The organism is Marinobacter sp. (genome assembly GCF_040904845.1).
Classification (GTDB): domain Bacteria; phylum Pseudomonadota; class Gammaproteobacteria; order Pseudomonadales; family Oleiphilaceae; genus Marinobacter.
Genome location: NZ_JBBDSR010000106.1, coordinates 48096 through 63628, shown reverse-complemented (window position 1 = coordinate 63628; position 15533 = coordinate 48096). Strand labels below are relative to the sequence as shown.

The window sequence follows — 15533 nt, the reverse complement described above, 5'->3', positions numbered from 1 at the left end:
CCTAAGCCCGATGGTATGGATGGTTGCGAGTAATCGACCAGGCCCGATACAACTGTTCGGCCAGCACAATTCTCACCAACGGATGGGGAAGCGTCAGCGTCGAGAGCGACCAGAGCTGATCAGCCCGTTGGCGACACGCGTCCGCGAGACCGTCCGGACCGCCTACGAGAAAGCTGACATCCCGGCCATCCTGCTGCCAGCCCTCAAGCTGACTGGCCAGTTTTTCGGTCGACCACGAATGCCCCCCCACTTCCAGCGCAACCACCCGGTCTTTTGTCCCGGCAGCGGTGAGGATGGCGTCGCTTTCTTTTTGCATCAGCCGGGGAATATCCGGATTCTTGCCGCGGTGGGCCATGGGAATTTCCACCAGCTCAAGCGGCAATTCCGGCGGCATTCGGCGGGCGTAATCGTTGTATCCCTGGCTGACCCAGTCGGGCATTTTCTGCCCCACGCAGATCAGGCGCAACCGCATGGTTACTCGCTACCCGCAGCACCCAGATCCGGGGCATCGCGCCACAGGCGCTCAAGATCATAAAACTCCCGGGTAGCGGGCATCATAACGTGCACCACCACATCGCCAAGATCCACCAGAATCCAGTCGCTGACGTTGCCACCCTCTACGTTGCTGGCACGAACCCCCTGCTCTTTCGCCTCGGAGACGACAGAATCCGCCAGAGATTTCACATGGCGATTGGACGTACCCGATGCCAATACCATGTAGTCCGTCACGCTGGTGCGGTTCCGAACATCAATCACACTCACATCCTGTGCTTTAACGTCCTCAAGTGCGTTTATTACCAGATCTTTCAGTTGGTCAGCCTGCATAATCATCCTGTCGGACGGGCAGCGGCATCTGCGGCTACCCGAAAAGTCATATTCAAATGCGATTGTAGCACTAAACGTTCCCGTCAGGGCATGCACCGTATAGCCCGAGACGGCAAATTTCCCGCCAGACCGAATCCGGTAAAAGATAGCGAACCGAGCGGCCCTCCCCAATCCGCTCGCGGATGGCGGTTGCGGAGATATCAAGAAGCGGTGGATCCAGTTCCAGAACGTAACCCCAGGGTGACCGGTGAAGTGCTTGCGATTCGCCTACACCCCGCTCCCGGAGAAGCTTTGCGGGCACTCCCTGAGGGTCAAGGGGTGGGCCCGGACGGCGCACAACCACCACGTGAGCAAGCTGCACGATGGACTCCCACTCGCGCCAGCGATCAAAACCGGCAAACGCATCCGTGCCCACCACCATGACCAACGGCTCGTGAATGCCCAACTGACTTCTCAGTTGCCTGAGCGTATCAGCGGTGTATGAGGCCCCTTCCCGCCTGAGCTCCCGGTCATCCACCACCAGCCCCGACTCCTCCGCAACCGCCAGCCTGAGCATGTGCAGGCGCTGGGCGCTAGTGGCTCCGGTGTCACCACGGTGCGGTGGTATGTGGCTCGGCACCAGTGATACCTCCGACACCCCAAGCCTGTCCTTCAGCTCTATGGCCAGTCGCAGGTGACCGTGATGGATGGGATCGAAGGTGCCGCCGTAGATAACATGCATAGCCGATCAGGTCCGGATATGACCGTCGCCAAACACCACGTACTTCTGCGATGTCAGCCCCTCAAGGCCCACCGGGCCCCGGGCGTGAATCTTGTCGGTGGAAATGCCGATCTCCGCGCCAAGACCGTATTCGAACCCATCGGCAAACCTGGTAGAAGCGTTCACCATCACCGAGCTGGAATCCACCTCGGTTATGAAGCGCCGGGCGCGGCTGTAGTTTTCGGTAATGATGCTGTCCGTGTGCTGGGAGCTGTAACGGTTGATGTGATCAATCGCACCGTCCAGGCCATCCACCACGCGAATGGCCAGAATGGGGGCCAGATACTCCGCTTCCCAGTCTGCCTCGGTGGCCGCAGTCGCAGAGGAAACGGTGGCACAGGTGCGCTCACACCCGCGAAGCTCGACCCCCTTTTGCGCGAAGGCATCGGCGATCAACGGCAGTATGTCTTCGGCAATTTCAGCGTCCACCAGCAGGGTTTCCATGGTGTTGCAGGTACCGTAACGGTGGGTTTTGGCGTTCACCGCGACCTTGAGCGCCTTCTCGGGGTCCGCGTGACTGTCAATGTAGACGTGGCACACCCCATCGAGATGCTTGATGACCGGCACCCGCGCATCCCGACTGATCCGCTCAATCAGCCCTTTGCCACCCCGAGGCACGATCACATCCACGAAGGCGGGCATGGTAATCAGCTCACCCACCGCAGCCCGGTCGGTGGTACGGATCACCTGCACCGATGTTTCCGGGAGACCGGCCGCCGCCAGCCCTAGTGAAAGGCAGCGGGCAATGGCCTGGTTGGACTCGATGGATTCCGAGCCGCCACGAAGAATGGTGGCATTGCCGGATTTCAGGCACAAGCTGGCTGCTTCCACGGTCACATTGGGCCGGGATTCGTAAATGATGCCGATCACGCCAAGGGGCACACGCATTTTGCCGACCTGAATACCTGAGGGCCGATACGCCATATCGGTCAACGCACCAATCGGGTCCGGCAGTGCGGCGACCTGCCGCAGCCCTTCGATCATGGCGTCAATACGCTGCCCGGTGAGTTCCAGGCGATCCAGCATGGCGGCATCCAGACCGTTATCACGACCGCGGGCGAGATCCAGCGCATTGGCTTCAGTCAACTCCTTGCGGGCCGCGTCCAGCGCTTCGGCGGTCGCCAGCAGGGCACGGTTTCGAACCGCTGTAGATGAGCGGGCCACGGCGGTTACGGCGGAGCGCGCCTGTTGCCCAACGTCAGCCATGTAAGCTGCAATGTCCATTCGATTACCCTTCGTTTCGGTCGTCAGAAATACAATGAAGAGCGTAACTTTACCTTTCCCGTTTCAAGTACGCACCCCAAACGATTATTATATCGCGGCTCATCGACCTGTTGGCCATTTCACGACAGGCAACAGACGCAGGCTATTCCGATCAACCTGCGTTATGCTGACACAAACGGATGTCCGGGAGAGGATGGATACGATGGCCCAGATGGCCGAAAAATTCCTGTTAAGCCGCCTGTCGAGAGCTGGTTTTGTCACGCTGGCTGTGATCGCGCTGGTGGCGGGCCTTTTTGGAGCCCCCCTCACGGCCAGTGCCGCAGCCGCAGCCGCAGCGCTGGTGTTCACTGGCAGTGCGTTCCACCCAGGGCGAACACATAATCCGTGGCCGTTGATCCACCGCGGGCTTTTCTTCGTTCTCCTCGTGCTGCTACTCAGTAGCCTGTGGGCAGGCCCCCTAAGCCTCGTTCACTGGCTGTATACAGCTCCTTTGCTGGCGTTTGCACTGCTCTCGCTGACGCCTGCTGTCGCCGTCACTGCCGTTTGCGCTGTCCTGGCGATGGTCGCCACCTATTGGTCTATCGGGCTGGCCGAGCGCCACCAGATGCTGAGCCCATTTCTGCTGACCATTATGCTGTCCTCAATCCTGCTGTTCCTGCGGGAATACAAATCCCGCCAACTGGCACCGTTGCGCCGAACCGATGAACTGACCCAGGCCGCCAGCCGTGAATACCTGTCGGCCGACCTGCACAAAGAAATTCAGCGTAGTGAACGGGAAGGCACCGACATGTCACTGATCATCATCGGGCTCGACACCCACCTGAGCGACACCGACCCGGACGCTGACATTCGGGCCATACTGCCCAGGATTGGCCGCTATCTGCATAGCCAGTTACGGGATTTCGACAGCTATTACCGGGTGGCGGACCTGCAGTTTCTGATTATCCTGCCCGGTGTCTCCACGGCTGACGCTGCCACGAGGGCCGAAATCATTCGCAAGGGGCTCAGAGCACTGCTGGTATCCCATGGCCTGGAACTGACGGTCAGCGCCGGCATCGCGGGCCTCAACATCGGTGACGACGCCGACAGCCTGCAGCAATCTGCAGCCAACGCCCTGAGACGAGCCCAGTTACAGGGCGGCAACCGTGCCCAGTCCTACAGCACATGGTCTCACGTTCAGGCGTCTGAATCCGACATCGGAGGGCCTGCCGCATGATCGAAACCCGCCTGCGGACCTATACCCACCTGGCCGGATACGGCCTGGCGACCCTGTTTATTGCCAGCCTCGCCTTTCAGAACCTGCGATACGGCTTTTACGGTCTATTCTACCTCGCGGCGGGGATGGCCATTCTGACCCTGGCCGGCGCAGGCTATGCGTTTCTATGTCGGCGTCATCAACTGACGGCACCGGGCCACCTGCTCATCCTGACCACCCTCAATGGCGGGTTGGTTGTGGCCACCTACATCCTGAATGCGTCCGGAATCAGCCACTGGGGCATGCCGCTGATCCTGCTTAATCTGTTGATCCTGCCGCTTCGCCAGGGGCTCATCCTGTCACTGGCACTGCTGTTGGCGCTGGGCGGATTTCTTCTGTTCAGCCAACCACTGCAGAGCGCGGTGACGATCATAGCGGGCGGGCTGGCGTTGATTACCGTTGGCTCGCTCTACATCTGGCATTACGATCACATGGCACAATCCGCTGAAGATCTGGCCATTACAGATCCGGTCACCGGCGCGCACAATGCCCGCTTCCTTGATGAAACCCTGCAGAAGGAAATCAGCCGCGCCATTGCCACCGGCCATAGCCTGTCGGTGATCACTCTGGCGATCGACTACGCTGACGAGGCAGAAGACCTCCACGGCAAAAACGGCGTACAGACACTCTTCCGGGATATGACCCAGCACCTGTTCGGTGTCATCCGCGCGGGCGACACCCTCTATACGCTCAATAGTTCGGAGTTTTTCCTGATTTTGCCGTTCACTCCGGAAGAGGGCTTGCGCGTCATCGCCGAGCGAATCCGCCGGACCATTGCTGAGAATCACTGGGCCGTCGTTGGAAAGGCTTCCGTCAGCCTCGGCTGCACCACACGCGGCTCCGGTGACACCCGCACTGACACCTTGCGCAAGCGTGCTCGCCAGGCAATGGAAGACGCCCGCAAACGCGGCGCGGATTCAGCCTGGTTCCTGCCCGGAGACGCAACCAGGTCATGAGCGCTGACTGGCTGACTACACTTTCCACCTGGCTGGCGGCCCACCCTCAATGGCTCGCCGTCGCCCTGTTTGCCACCGCTTTCGCCGAATCCCTCGCCATCGCTGGTTTGCTGATACCCGGTGTCGCCATCATTTTTGCAGTCTCAGCCCTGGCCGGGAAAGTGGGCCTACCCTTGACTGACGCTCTGCTTTGGGCTGGCCTCGGTGCCATTATCGGCGACGGCATCAGTTTCACCCTCGGACGCCTGTGCCAGGGCAAGCTGGACAGCATCTGGCCTCTGAGCCGGTACCCGAAAATGATCACCAGGGGCGAGGATTTTTTCTATCGTTATGGCGGTGCAAGCGTGGTGATTGGTCGTTTTGTCGGCCCTGTCCGGCCCATCATTCCATTGATTGCCGGCGCGCTACTGATGCCCTGGCGACGGTTCCTGATGTTCAACGTCACATCGGCCGTGGGCTGGGCTCCGGTCTACGTCATTCCCGGCTACCTGGTCGGCAGCGCTTTGACCACGGATTTTCAGCCCCCCGCTCATTTCTACCCGGTTATTGCCTTCAGCCTTGGCGCGCTGCTTTTGATTTACCTCACCGTCTTCCGTTTCCAACTGGGGCTAGGCAACAATAGCCGGCTTTATCGTTGGCTGGCCGGAAAAATGGCGCGCTACGAAGCGACGCACCGATTCTGGCGCCTCTATTCCAGTGAGCGTCCCGCCCGGGCGGGCGAATTTCCGCTGCCGTCACTGTCCATGGCCATCAGCGCCACCGCGCTTTTTCTGATCTGGAGCCAGCTCGTCACCGGCACACATCTGCTGCAGCCGTTTGACCAGGCCGTATCGGAGTGGTTTTCGCCGCTGCGGTCACCGCTGTTCGATCCGGCGATGATTTTTCTGACCATCATGGCTGATATTACCGTACTGGCCGCCGCTGCGGCCTGCCTGGCACTGGCACTGGCTTTCCGGGGGTTCTATGGCGCAGCGCTTCACATCCTCGCCGCGTTAGCGATTACCTGTGTCACGGTCTGGGCGTTCAAGTCCGGCACTGCGATCGCGCGGCCGGATCAGGTGCTTGCCGCTCCGCCGTCCGGCGCGTTTCCCAGTGGCCATACCACCGGAATCACCGTGCTTTGCACCCTGATTGCCGGCTTCGTTGCCCGCGAAAGCCGCCGCCACACGCGCTGGCGAACCTATACGCTGTTCAGCATCCCAATTGTGCTGGTTGCCATCAGCCGGCTTTACATCGGCGTTCACTGGTTTACCGACGTGGTCGGGGGATTATTCCTGGGGCTTGCCATCACCGGTTACATCCGGGCCAGCTACAGCCGATATGATCGAGTACCGCTGGCAAGAGACACCACGCTCGTGGTCGCGGTACTACTCTGGGGGGGCTTCACCGCGGTTTATATCTGGCATCAGTGGCACGAAGCCATTCTTTTCTACTCTCCGGTATGAACCAAGCGTTCGGGCTCAGAGTCAGTCCTGCTCCAGCGCCTCCAACAATGTCTGGAGCCGACTGAGTCGCTCAAGGGGGTCCTGAAGCTCCACTAAACGTTGTTTTTCCTGTTTATCCAATGGCAGCAACTCGGTCAGACGCCAGCCCACATGCCGCGCGTCTTTGTAGTCCACTGCCATGTTCAGGTCCCGGATAACAGGATGACGGAACAGCGCCTTGAGCACGGCCGGCAGTTCCTTGTAGCGAACCGGCACGCTGCAGTCGCTCTCGTCCATCAGGGGCTCCACATCGCCCAGGTTGAGGCCGTCGGATGCCTGCCAGCTGCGAACAACCGTCACCTTGCCCTCCCCCTCTACCGTAATGCCCAGCAAACCATTGTCGAGCTGCTGAAAATCGATGATTCTGACGTAAGTGCCAATGTCATAGAACGCCGCCTCTTTTTTGGTTTCCAACCCTTCCCGAAGGAGCACCACAACAAACCCACGATCCTCCTTCAGGCAGCGCGTGAGCATGTCGATGTAGCGCGGCTCAAACAGCTGTAGCGGTATGCGACCTTTCGGCAACACAATCGAATTCAATGGAAAAAGAGGTACGTTCATCAGGGCACCGGGCACCTTTGAGTTAACGCCGCCATAGCGGCCCCGCAACGTCAGTGAATGGATAACAATCTGTGAACTCCGTCCACCCGCGCGCGGGCTTCCGACAGAAGTTGCAGACTGCGGGATGCGTGCAATTCCAGTTCGCCCAAGCGCCGATAGGCCGGGACCTCATCAAAAGCGGGCAGACTGGCATTCTGACCGGAACCGATCATCGAGTGCAACTGCGCCCTCAATCAGGAAGAGATCCCGCTCCCAGAGGCTACGGTGATTTGCCACTGTCACCTATTGTAAGCACGGACCCGCAAAACAGCCATGCGCCGGAGAGCGAATCTGGTATCCTCTGTGCTTTCCTATCCGAACACAGGCTACCCAAGAGAGAACAGAACCCCATGCCTCAGTATCGTTCGCGGACATCCACCGCAGGTCGCAACATGGCCGGTGCCCGTGCGCTCTGGCGCGCCACCGGCATGAAAGACGGCGATTTCGGCAAGCCGATCATTGCCGTTGCCAATTCCTTTACCCAGTTTGTACCCGGCCACGTGCACCTGAAGGACCTGGGCCAGCTAGTCTGCCGTGAAATCGAAGCTTCCGGCGGCGTCGCCAAGGAATTCAATACCATTGCCGTGGACGATGGCATCGCCATGGGCCACGACGGCATGCTGTATTCATTGCCATCCCGGGAAATCATTGCCGACTCGGTGGAGTACATGGTCAACGCCCATTGCGCCGATGCCCTGGTGTGCATTTCCAACTGCGACAAGATCACCCCGGGCATGCTGATGGCTGCCATGCGCCTGAACATTCCCACCATTTTTGTTTCCGGCGGCCCGATGGAGGCCGGCAAAACCAAACTGTCCGAGCACAAGCTCGACCTGGTGGACGCCATGGTCATCGCCGCCGACCCCAACGCCGACGACGAGACCGTGGCCGAATACGAACGCAGCGCCTGTCCCACCTGCGGCTCCTGTTCCGGCATGTTCACCGCCAACTCCATGAACTGCCTGACCGAAGCCATCGGACTGGCATTGCCGGGCAACGGCTCGCTGCTGGCCACCCACGCCGATCGGGAACAGCTGTTCCTGAAAGCCGGCCGTCAGATTGTGGAGAACGCGCGCCGCTACTACGAGGAAGACGACGCCAGCGTATTGCCACTGAGCATCGCGTCCATGGCCGCCTTCGAGAATGCCATGGTGATGGACGTCGCCATGGGGGGCTCAACCAACACCATTCTGCATCTGCTGGCGGCAGCCCAGGAAGGTGGCGTGCCATTTACCCTGAACGAGATCGACCAGCTTTCCCGCACAGTGCCACAACTGTGCAAGGTGGCCCCCAATTCGCCCAAATATCACATGGAAGACGTGCATAGGGCCGGCGGCATCATGGGCATTCTGGGTGAACTGGAGCGTGGCGGACTGATTAACACCGATCTGCCGACGGTTCATAGCAGGACCATGCGCGAGGCCCTGGAAACCTGGGACATCATGCGCAAACCACCAGCGGAGGTTGTCGAACTCTATAAGGCCGGCCCTGCTGGCATTCCGACTCAAACCGCGTTCAGCCAAAGCACCCGCTGGCCCTCGCTGGATGGTGACCGCGAGACCGGTTGCATCCGTTCCGTGGAACACGCCTATTCTTCCGAGGGCGGCCTGGCGGTGCTGTACGGCAATATTGCGATGGACGGCTGTGTCGTCAAGACGGCGGGCGTGGATGAGAGCATCTACGTGTTCGAAGGCAGGGCGCGGGTCTTTGAAAGTCAGGATTCCGCGGTCGCCGGTATCCTGAGCGACGAGGTCAGTGCCGGCGAGGTAGTCATCATCCGCTACGAGGGTCCCAAGGGCGGTCCCGGCATGCAGGAGATGCTCTACCCGACCAGCTATCTGAAATCCAAAGGTCTCGGCAAAGACTGCGCACTGCTGACGGACGGTCGTTTCTCCGGTGGCACCTCTGGGCTGTCCATTGGCCACGCTTCTCCCGAAGCGGCGGCAGGCGGTGCCATTGGGCTGATCGAGAACGGCGATCCCATCCGCATTGATATACCCAACCGAACCATCAACGTTGAGCTGGATCAGCGCGAACTCGACCGGCGCCGCGCTGAGCGTGATGCCAAAGGCTGGAAGCCAGCGTTGGCACGAGATCGCAAGGTGTCCGCCGCACTCAAGGCGTATGCCTTGCTGGCCACCAGTGCCGACAAGGGCGCGGTACGGGACCTCAGCAAACTGGACTGAGACTCGGGATGACCACAAAAAGCCCGCTCAGGCGATCCACCTGGCGGGCTTTTTTGATGGGACCGAAATCACCAAGGCCACCAGCCGCCGTCGTCACCCTCTTCCACTGCGCCTTCTTCCGGCTCAGCTGCGGTTCAGCATGCGCCCGGGAGCGTACCACATCCGGTCACGACCGACTTGAACCGGCATCACGACCAGAAAACTCCTGCTCCGATGTTTCCGACGTCATTGCTGGCGTTTGCTCACTGAATTCGCGAATGAAGATACCCCAGAACGACATGAATAGCGCTGCCACCAGCGGACCCATAACAAATCCGTTGATGCCAAACATCACGATGCCACCCAGGGTAGACAGCAAGACGATGTAATCTGGCAGCTTGGTGTCCCGGCCCACGAAAATGGGGCGCAACACGTTGTCGGCCAGCCCGATAACAATCGCGCCGTAGGCCGCCAGCACAATCGCCGGGACCACGTCACCCACCGCCGCCAGGTATATGGCTACGGGCACCCAGACCAGCGTCGCGCCAATTGCCGGGATCAGTGACACGATTGCCATCACCACCCCCCAGAGCAACGCACCGGTAATGCCCAGAATCCAGAAAATCAGGCCACCCAGCGCACCCTGGATAATGGCAATCAGCAGGTTGCCCTTGACCGTTGCCCGGGTCACCTCGGCAAATTTGGCAAACAGCAAGCGCTCACGGGCATCGCCCAGCGGTAGGGCCTGAATCAGTAAATCCACCAGTTTGTTGCCATCGCGCAGCAGGAAGAACGCCAGATAGACCATCAGCGCGAGACCGAGAAAAAACTGAAAGGTGTTCTGGCCCACACCCAGCGCCTGTTTGGCGAGAAACTGACTGCCGCCCAGAAAGGCGTTGACGGCGCGATCCCGCAGTTCACTGAAATCAATATTGAACTGCGCCAGAAATGCTTCAATGGCGGGAAACGACTGATTGACCTGGTCAATATACTCACCGGGCCGAATCTCTCCGCTCTGGATTTTCTGATAGAGACCCAGGCCCTCGGCCACCAGAGACGTCACCAGAATCACCACCGGAATCACCACGATCACCATGCAGATGGTGAGCGTCAGCAGTGCCACGGAATTGGGGCGATTCCCAAGCTTTCGAGCCAGTGCCTCCCGCACCGGGTGAAAAATCAATGCAATGGCCACCGCCCAGAATATCGGGCCAAAAAACGGCTTCATCAGTAGAAGGAAGGCCAGGGACACACCCACCAACATTGCAAGAAAAGTCCGTGTTTCCAGTTTTGCGTACATACCTTGAAGGTTCCCGATTGAAAGTTCCTGCTGGCAAACCATAGCCTAACATGGCCCGTGGCCACTTCTGCCTTTTTCAGGGTATAGTGGTCGGTTATTGATCAGCAATAAAACAGGTCAGACTTTTGGTATACGAAGAGTTCAGTACTGAAACCGCACTGGATGCCGCTGGTGCCCTGCACAAGGTGCTGGCTGCCCGCATGCACCGCCGCAAGGTCATGGGTCAGGACGTTTGGGTGCCCGGGCAGCTCGGCGAGGCACTGCACTTGCCGCGCATCATTCGCCGGTTGCAGAGCAAGCAACAGAAACAGCGCGACCAGGGGCTGGACGAGTTCCAGGAACTCTGGCTAACGCTGTCGCCGGCAACCCGGAACAACGTGCTGGAGCGCATTGGTTGGTATAACCCCAAGGAGCTGGACTGGGAAGACAAACGCTCGAACCGCAAGCCAGTGCCGGATGCCGATGCCTGATGCCAGGTGCGTCGTAAACGGTAGGCGACATTGAGACCTGCCGGCTATCGGTTAATACGGAGGGCCAGGGTCTTCCACTTGTCACATTGGACCCTTATGTTAGGAAGATTGAGGAGGTCTACCATGAATAAACAGGAACATTACAACGCACTGGCTGCAGAAGGGAGCGCAGTGCCCATGCTGCTCTGCGGGCATTGCCACTCGACGCTGCCCAGAGCGCGTATTTTTCGCAATGAAGGCGAGCATTTTCAGGGTATCGGCTGCCAGACCATCGGCCTGTGCTCCGCCGATGACTGTGGTGCCGTCAACTGCTGTGACGAGGCGCTGGCACAACTGGATGACCCCGAACTGCTGTTCCGGGTCGCATCCTGATTCAATACGGCAACGCTCTGTTACCTAAACCAAACACACAAAATTTCCATCTGATTTATCCTGTTCTGAGTTAAGGCTGCTGCTGTTTTTTTTTGCAGCCACGCAACCACTCAGTCAGGACAATCGATGGGCATGCGCATTCTCAGAACCGACGAGACCCGCTTCGAGGGCCTTCCGGATTACCCCTTCAAACCTCATTATCTGGACGTAGAGCCAGGCCTGAGAATGCATTTCGTGGATGAAGGCCCCGCCTCTGCTTCTCCGGTGGTCATGCTTCATGGCGAGCCATCCTGGTCCTACCTGTACCGGCACATGATTCCGGCCGTTTCGGCAGCCGGCCATCGCGTCCTGGCACCGGACCTGATCGGTTTTGGCAAGTCCGACAAACCCGCGTCCGTAAGCGACTACAGCTACGAAGGTCACATTGCCTGGCTAACCCGCTGGCTTGAGTCGCTGGACCTGCGAAATATCACGCTAGTCTGCCAGAACTGGGGGTCCTTGCTGGGGCTGAGACTGGCCGCGGAACACCCGCACCGGTTTCAGCGGATCATCGTTGGCAACGGCATGTTGCCGACCGGTGAAAGCGCTGTTCCGCCCGTCTTCACGATATGGAAGGCCTTTGCCACCCATAGCCCGTGGTTCCCGGTGGGCAGGATTGTCCAGCTCGGGACCGAGCGCACCCTGAGCAGAGCCGAATTGGCGGCGTACGAAGCTCCGTTTCCGAGCTCCGAATACAAAGCCGGTGCCCGGGCCTTCCCGAAGCTGGTGCCGGTCACACCGGACGACCCCGCCAGCGAGGCCAACAAGGCCGCCTGGAAAGTGCTGGAGAAATGGCGTAAACCCTTTATTACCTGTTTCAGCAGCGGCGACCCGATCACCCGGGGCGGCGACCGCTACATGCAACGGCGCATACCCGGCGCACTCGGCCAGCCCCACATCACGCTCAGGGGCGGGCATTTCCTGCAGGAAGACTCCCCCGACGATTTTGCCCGCATCATCAATGACGCCTTAAAGTCTGAACTGGCAGCCTGAGCGGCTGTCAGTTCCAGCGACGCAGACGCAATCAGCCAAACACCGTCACCGTTTGACGACTCAGTGCCACCAGCTCGCCTTTGCGGGTCCAGATTCCGGCTTGGGTATGGCCGTAGCCCGCACCGGCCTGATCAATCGTCGCGCGGTACAACAACCAGTCTCCCGGTTCCATCGCAGGACGAGGATGCACAATATCCAGCGCCCAGCTCAAGGAACTGGCGGGAACCCGCTCCTTCAGGTGAGGCAGGACCGCCGGAGGCCAGGCATCCACCAGGGCAACAATGTGCGCATCGGAGAGTTGCTCTGGCTGCTCACGGAACTGCATCCAACCGCCCATCTCGCGACCGCCTTTACCACTGAAAGGAAGCGAACCGAACGCCCAACGCATTTCAATATGCTGGGTGAATTCCGGCGTCATCCCTTTGACGTAGGGTAGTCCCTGGCACTGGCCCACTGGTGTCGCCTCTGGTGCGGGCAGCGGGCTGACATTCGCCGCTGATTCCCGGTCACCACCGAAGCTGGCCAGACACACCAGCTTGACCTCACCTTCCTGCAGAATCCTGCCCTGCACCTGGCTGACCGCCTTACCTTCCCGGAGAATCTCCGCCTCGATTTCAACAGGTACTCCCGGGGTCACTGGCCCGACAAACGACACCTGCATAGATCGCATGGCGCGACCCGGAGCCACCACTTTTTCCATCCGATCAAACACCAGGGCAGCACTAATGCCGCCAAACGTGGCACGCCCCTGCGCCCAGTCTGGCGTAAATACCAGTTCCCCTTCAGCCTGGCTCGCTGCCAGCACATCATCAAATTTCATCGCGATTTCCTGTTAGCTTACTATCTGAAAGAATGAAAGACTGCCCAATATCACTCCGCAACGCAACGATCCTCACCGGCAACTACCTACGATCACCTTGCTATTTTGCGTGTTAAAGCATCCAAAAACGGCTATAATGTTTGCACTTCATGCATTGCGTGCAATGCTTTACCCTTCGAATTCCGAGTAATTTAATGTCAGAATTGTCTTTTGCCGAGCTTGGCCTGGATCCCGCTGTACTTGAAGCTGTGACCGCCGTCGGCTATGAAACCCCCACCCCTATCCAAGCCCAGACGATCCCAGCTTTGCTGGCCGGCAAACACCTGCTGGGTGTTGCCCAAACCGGTACGGGAAAAACCGCCGCTTTCGCACTGCCATTGCTGAGCCGGGTTGATGCCTCATCCACAGAGCCGCAGATTCTGGTGCTGGCACCCACGCGGGAGCTTGCCATCCAGGTGGCAGAGGCCTTTACCACCTATGCCAGCAAATTCCCTCATTTCCATGTACTGCCGATTTATGGCGGCCAGGATTTCCATCCGCAGATCAAGGGCCTGAAGCGTGGCGCACAAGTCATTGTGGGCACACCGGGCCGCATGCTTGACCATCTGCGCAAGGGCACCCTGAAGCTGGGCAACCTGAAGGCACTGGTACTGGATGAAGCCGACGAAATGCTCCGCATGGGCTTCATTGACGATGTGGAAGCCATCCTGGCGAAAACACCACCCAACTGCCAGCGCGCGCTGTTCTCCGCCACCATGCCGGCGCAAATCAAGAAAGTGGCCCAAACGTATCTGCGTGACGCGACCGAAGTAAAAATCGAAAGTGAAACCCGTACGGTAGAGCGCATTTCCCAGTTCGTACTGCCGGTTTACGCCGAGCGCAAGCTGGACGCCCTGACCCGCATCCTGGAAGTAGAACCGGTTGATGCGGCCATCATCTTCGTGCGCACCAAGGCGGAAACCACCCTGTTGGCCGAGAAGCTCTCAGCCCGCGGACACGCCGTTGCACCGCTGAACGGTGACCTGAACCAACGCCAGCGCGAGCAGACAGTAGAAGATCTCAAGCGCGGCAAGAAAGACATGATCGTGGCCACCGATGTCGCCGCCCGTGGATTGGATGTGCCGCGGATTACCCACGTCATCAACTACGACGTGCCTTACGATACCGAAGCCTATATTCACCGGGTTGGCCGCACCGGCCGCGCCGGTCGCGTTGGTAAGGCAATCCTGCTGGTCACTCCGCGCGAACGCAGCTGGCTGCGTACGCTGGAACGGGCAACCAACTCGCCCATGCAGGCCTATGAGCTGCCGTCCCCCACGGATCTGAAGAAGATGCGTGAGCAGCAGTTTGAGGCACAGCTTTTGGGCTTTGCCGAGGACCGCAAACTGGCCAAGTCGATGGCTTTGCTGGATGACATTGCCGAGCGCAATGACATGGACATGGCCATGGTCGCCGGTGCCCTGGCGTGCTGGATGGAGGCTATGCAGCCCGGTTCCATGCCGTTGGAGCAACCGGATGCCATCCCGGCAGTATCCGCTTCAGCACCACACCGTGACCGCAAAGGCGGTGGTGGCCGTCCGGGTGGCAAACCCGGCTACAAGCCTGGTTTCAAAAAAGGACCGAAAGGTCGCGGTGGTCCAGGTGGCCCCGGCCCAAAGGGCAAGCCTCCTGGCAAGGGTGGCAAGCCCGCCGGTAAGCGCCCGCCCCGTCAGGCCTGATTCAGGCGCTGATAGACGACAAAGCTGTAGTCGTAAGGGTTGTTGTCGGACGCGGAGAAATCCTCCCGTCCGATTTCTTCCCACTCATCCCAGTTCACTTGCGGAAAGAAGGCATCCCCTTCTATGTCTGCGTGTACCTGAGTGATGTAAATTCTGTCCACCGTCGGCAGGGCTTCTGCGTAGATCTGCCCGCCCCCGATGATCATCACCTCGTCACCCCCTTCGATTTCCGCCTGAGCCTCAGCTTTAACCAGCGCGTTTTCCAGTGACGTCACCGCGACGGTACCGATGGGAGCTTGCCATTCGGGATTGCGGGATATAACCACGTTCATTCTTCCCGGCAGGGGCCGTCCGATGGAGTCCCAGGTCTTGCGCCCCATAATGATGGGTTTGCCCATGGTGGCCTGCTTGAAGTACCGCAGATCGCCCGGCAGGTGCCAGGGCAGCTTGTTGTTGCGGCCGATGACCCGGTTTCGGGACATGGCGACTATCAAGGCTTTTCTCATTTCTTGACCTCTTGGTTCGGAGCTTCTGACCATAGACTTTGGGGGC

General features: G+C 59.4%; 16 protein-coding genes and 1 pseudogene. 8 read left to right on the top strand and 9 right to left on the bottom strand.

Features of this window, described 5'->3' with window-relative positions; translation table 11 throughout:
- Window position 1: 1 nt before the first annotated feature.
- From rlmH to WD429_RS13490, 4 genes are all read right to left on the bottom strand, one after another.
- Complete coding sequence (rlmH, locus tag WD429_RS13505; protein WP_368422703.1) at window positions 2-472, bottom strand: 23S rRNA (pseudouridine(1915)-N(3))-methyltransferase RlmH; 471 nt, start codon at window positions 470-472, stop codon at window positions 2-4.
- Window positions 473-474: 2 nt separating this feature from the next.
- Window positions 475-825, bottom strand: a complete 351-nt coding sequence (gene rsfS / locus WD429_RS13500) for a ribosome silencing factor (RefSeq protein ID WP_368422702.1) — start codon at window positions 823-825, stop codon at window positions 475-477.
- 70 nt (window positions 826-895) lie between these two features.
- The gene (gene nadD, locus WD429_RS13495) at window positions 896-1546 is read right to left on the bottom strand and encodes a nicotinate-nucleotide adenylyltransferase (RefSeq protein ID WP_368422701.1); all 651 of its coding nucleotides are present in this window, start codon (window positions 1544-1546) and stop codon (window positions 896-898) included.
- Window positions 1547-1552: 6 nt separating this feature from the next.
- Window positions 1553-2809 carry a glutamate-5-semialdehyde dehydrogenase gene (locus WD429_RS13490; RefSeq protein WP_368422700.1) on the bottom strand — a complete coding sequence of 419 codons (1257 nt, stop codon included), beginning with the start codon at window positions 2807-2809 and terminating at the stop codon, window positions 1553-1555.
- 202 nt (window positions 2810-3011) lie between these two features.
- Here WD429_RS13490 and WD429_RS13485 point away from each other — a divergent pair, with 202 nt between their 5' ends.
- From WD429_RS13485 to WD429_RS13475, 3 genes are read left to right on the top strand one after another with little or no spacing between them, the layout of a single operon-like run.
- Window positions 3012-4025: a GGDEF domain-containing protein gene (locus WD429_RS13485; protein ID WP_368422699.1), complete on the top strand. Its 1014-nt coding sequence runs from the start codon at window positions 3012-3014 to the stop codon at window positions 4023-4025.
- On the top strand, window positions 4022-5020 hold the full coding sequence (locus WD429_RS13480; protein WP_368422698.1) for a GGDEF domain-containing protein: 999 nt from the start codon (window positions 4022-4024) through the stop codon (window positions 5018-5020). The genes WD429_RS13485 and WD429_RS13480 overlap by 4 nt, the downstream gene beginning before the upstream one ends.
- Complete coding sequence (locus tag WD429_RS13475) at window positions 5017-6465, top strand: bifunctional DedA family/phosphatase PAP2 family protein (RefSeq protein ID WP_368422697.1); 1449 nt, start codon at window positions 5017-5019, stop codon at window positions 6463-6465. Before WD429_RS13480 ends, WD429_RS13475 begins: the two co-directional genes overlap by 4 nt.
- A gap of 21 nt (window positions 6466-6486) precedes the next feature.
- Here WD429_RS13475 and WD429_RS13470 read toward each other — a convergent pair whose 3' ends face one another.
- On the bottom strand, window positions 6487-7065 hold the full coding sequence (locus WD429_RS13470) for an LON peptidase substrate-binding domain-containing protein (protein ID WP_368422696.1): 579 nt from the start codon (window positions 7063-7065) through the stop codon (window positions 6487-6489).
- Between the two features lie 50 nt (window positions 7066-7115).
- Window positions 7116-7292: pseudogene (locus tag WD429_RS13465) on the bottom strand (cyclic nucleotide-binding protein); the annotation flags it as partial.
- Window positions 7293-7454: 162 nt separating this feature from the next.
- Here WD429_RS13465 and ilvD point away from each other — a divergent pair.
- On the top strand, window positions 7455-9290 hold the full coding sequence (ilvD, locus tag WD429_RS13460; RefSeq protein ID WP_368422695.1) for a dihydroxy-acid dehydratase: 1836 nt from the start codon (window positions 7455-7457) through the stop codon (window positions 9288-9290).
- Between the two features lie 166 nt (window positions 9291-9456).
- On the opposite strand, the gene WD429_RS13455 is transcribed toward ilvD, so the two are convergent.
- Window positions 9457-10569, bottom strand: a complete 1113-nt coding sequence (locus tag WD429_RS13455; protein ID WP_368422694.1) for an AI-2E family transporter — start codon at window positions 10567-10569, stop codon at window positions 9457-9459.
- A gap of 125 nt (window positions 10570-10694) precedes the next feature.
- Between WD429_RS13455 and WD429_RS13450 the strand changes: the two genes are divergently transcribed.
- From WD429_RS13450 to WD429_RS13440, 3 genes are all read left to right on the top strand, one after another.
- Window positions 10695-11039: a hypothetical protein gene (locus WD429_RS13450; RefSeq protein ID WP_368422693.1), complete on the top strand. Its 345-nt coding sequence runs from the start codon at window positions 10695-10697 to the stop codon at window positions 11037-11039.
- Between the two features lie 123 nt (window positions 11040-11162).
- Window positions 11163-11411, top strand: a complete 249-nt coding sequence (locus WD429_RS13445; protein ID WP_368422692.1) for a hypothetical protein — start codon at window positions 11163-11165, stop codon at window positions 11409-11411.
- A 132-nt stretch (window positions 11412-11543) separates the two neighbouring features.
- Window positions 11544-12443, top strand: a complete 900-nt coding sequence (locus WD429_RS13440; RefSeq protein WP_368422691.1) for a haloalkane dehalogenase — start codon at window positions 11544-11546, stop codon at window positions 12441-12443.
- A 31-nt stretch (window positions 12444-12474) separates the two neighbouring features.
- Here WD429_RS13440 and WD429_RS13435 read toward each other — a convergent pair whose 3' ends face one another.
- Window positions 12475-13263, bottom strand: coding sequence for an acyl-CoA thioesterase (locus WD429_RS13435; protein WP_368422690.1), 789 nt, complete (start codon window positions 13261-13263; stop codon window positions 12475-12477).
- A 194-nt stretch (window positions 13264-13457) separates the two neighbouring features.
- On the opposite strand from WD429_RS13435, the gene WD429_RS13430 reads away from it, so the two are divergent.
- Window positions 13458-14981 (top strand): DEAD/DEAH box helicase, encoded by a 1524-nt coding sequence (locus tag WD429_RS13430; RefSeq protein WP_368422689.1) that lies wholly within the window; start codon window positions 13458-13460, stop codon window positions 14979-14981.
- On the opposite strand, the gene WD429_RS13425 is transcribed toward WD429_RS13430, so the two are convergent.
- Complete coding sequence (locus WD429_RS13425) at window positions 14972-15487, bottom strand: dihydrofolate reductase (protein WP_368422688.1); 516 nt, start codon at window positions 15485-15487, stop codon at window positions 14972-14974. The two genes, WD429_RS13430 and WD429_RS13425, sit on opposite strands and share 10 nt — an antisense overlap.
- Window positions 15488-15533: the final 46 nt, after the last annotated feature.